Source organism: Kitasatospora sp. NPDC093558, from assembly GCF_040683475.1.
Taxonomy (GTDB): Bacteria; Actinomycetota; Actinomycetes; order Streptomycetales; family Streptomycetaceae; genus Kitasatospora.
On the sequence record NZ_JBFBDY010001042.1, the window covers coordinates 1 to 1,658 of the forward strand.

The 1,658-nt window shown below is 71.0% G+C and carries 2 protein-coding genes and 1 pseudogene; 2 read left to right on the forward strand and 1 reads right to left on the reverse strand.

What is annotated here, in order from left to right:
* Positions 1–469: 469 nt before the first annotated feature.
* Positions 470–607: pseudogene (locus tag AB0O00_RS38265) on the forward strand (glyoxalase); the annotation flags it as partial.
* Positions 608–679: 72 nt separating this feature from the next.
* Complete coding sequence (locus tag AB0O00_RS38270) at positions 680–1,132, forward strand: hypothetical protein (protein ID WP_363659299.1); 453 nt, start codon at positions 680–682, stop codon at positions 1,130–1,132.
* A gap of 5 nt (positions 1,133–1,137) precedes the next feature.
* On the opposite strand, the gene AB0O00_RS38275 is transcribed toward AB0O00_RS38270, so the two are convergent.
* Positions 1,138–1,658 (reverse strand): transcriptional regulator (locus AB0O00_RS38275; RefSeq protein WP_363659300.1); only part of this gene is annotated, 521 nt, incomplete at its 5' end.

Sequence of the window (1,658 nt, forward strand, 5' to 3'; positions counted from 1 at the left end):
GCCAGCGCGACGGTGGCCAGCGCGCAGGCGGCGGCGAGCGCACGGATTCGGAGCATGGGGGAATCTCCTTGGTTTGCGTGGGGGCTGGAGAGACCGTAGCTATCGTGACGCGTCATCAGGAACATGCCGGAAGCCCCCGTGCTTCGGCGTTATACCCCCGGAGCCGGCACCGCTCGGGCGGGGTGCGGAGGCGTGGAGCAGCGTACGGGGCCTGCATGAGGCGCTCGGGGGCGCTCGGGGGCGCGCGGGGCGTCGAGGGAGCCGGCATCGCTTGGCGGTCGGTAGATCTCGATCCGCCAACGAGTGTGCAATCCGCCCGCCGCACCCGACCCCGCCCCCGGCAACGGCCGGATGATCACCTGCCGGATCGTCAGCGGAAAGCCGCACTGGCAGGCGTGAGAGAGTCGGCCGTACTCGCTGCGCAGGAAGTCGGCCCAGTCGACTTCCTGCGCAACGCTTGGACGGGACGGCGCCGCGGCACGGCTGGACCCTGATGTTCCCGGACCGGCACCCGCACGCCGGCGGCGAACAGACGTACGCCGCCTACCTGGAGAACACCGACGGCTTCGAGGTCGAGCTCGTCGCCATCGACGGCAGGATCCCCTGACGCTCGACGCTACCGGATGGCGGTGCTCGGGTAACGTGTCGAGTGTTGGTGCGGTCCTATGGGGGAGTTCGCATGCAGGTGGATCTGACGTACAGACGTCTCGGAAATCTCCTGACGGCGATCGGGGATCGGGAGCTCGTCTACGGGCGGTTCGGCTCCAAGCCGCGCTCTCTCGGGTCGTGGGTTCTTCGGTACGACCGGCTCGGGAACCGGCTGGTGGCCGCCGGGAGCGTCGAGCTCACGTACGACCGGATGGGCAACCGGCTGCGCACCGCCGGGGAATGGACGCTTGAGTACGATCGGATGGGCAACCGGCTCTGCCGGATCGGGCCGTACGACCTCGCCTTCGACCGGATGGGCAACCGGGTGCGTGCGGTGGGCCCGATGACCCTCGAATACGACCGGTTCGCCGCCCGCCCGCGGCGGGTACAACTGCCCGACGAATACGGCCCGTTGTCGGATGACCTGCTTCTGGCGCTGTTCCTCGTCCTGTATCTGGACGAGGAGGAGCGGCAGTCGGACTGAGATCGCTAGGCGGTCGCGGGCGCGGCGAGGGTGTTCCAGAAGAGGTGTTCGTAGGCCTGGAGCAGGAGGGCGTGTTCGCGGGCGGCGGTGAGAGTGTGGCCGTCGAGGGGGTGCGGGCCCAGGGATTCGGCGGCTTGCTCTTCCAGGGCGGTCGCGGGCTGGGCGAAGAAGTCGAAGAACGCGCAGGCCTCGTCCGGGAAGCCGTAGTGGCGGCGCAGGGCCTCGGCGATCGTGGCGCAGTAGCCGCCCCACGCCGCGAAGTTGGCGACCATGGCGACGGCCGCCGCGGCGGGCTGGGCGTTGAGGGCGAGCCAGGCGAGGTACGCGGGGTAGGCCTGGCAGCCGGCCAGGGGCGGGCGCTGTGCGAGGGCGTCCGGGTCGAGGCCGCTCGCAGACGCGAGGGTGGGGAGCGTGCGGAGTGCGGCGCTCTCGCCGTCGGCCAGGGCGGCGAACCAGGCGCCCGCCGGGCGGTCGGCGCAGCGGGTGGCGAGGAGCAGCAGGCTGCGCCGGTCGGAGGTGATGATCC

Bases quoted from the DNA above. Each gene is read 5' to 3' on its own strand.
- AB0O00_RS38270 (WP_363659299.1), top strand. From the start codon at position 680: ATGCAGGTGGATCTGACGTACAGACGTCTCGGAAATCTCCTGACGGCG.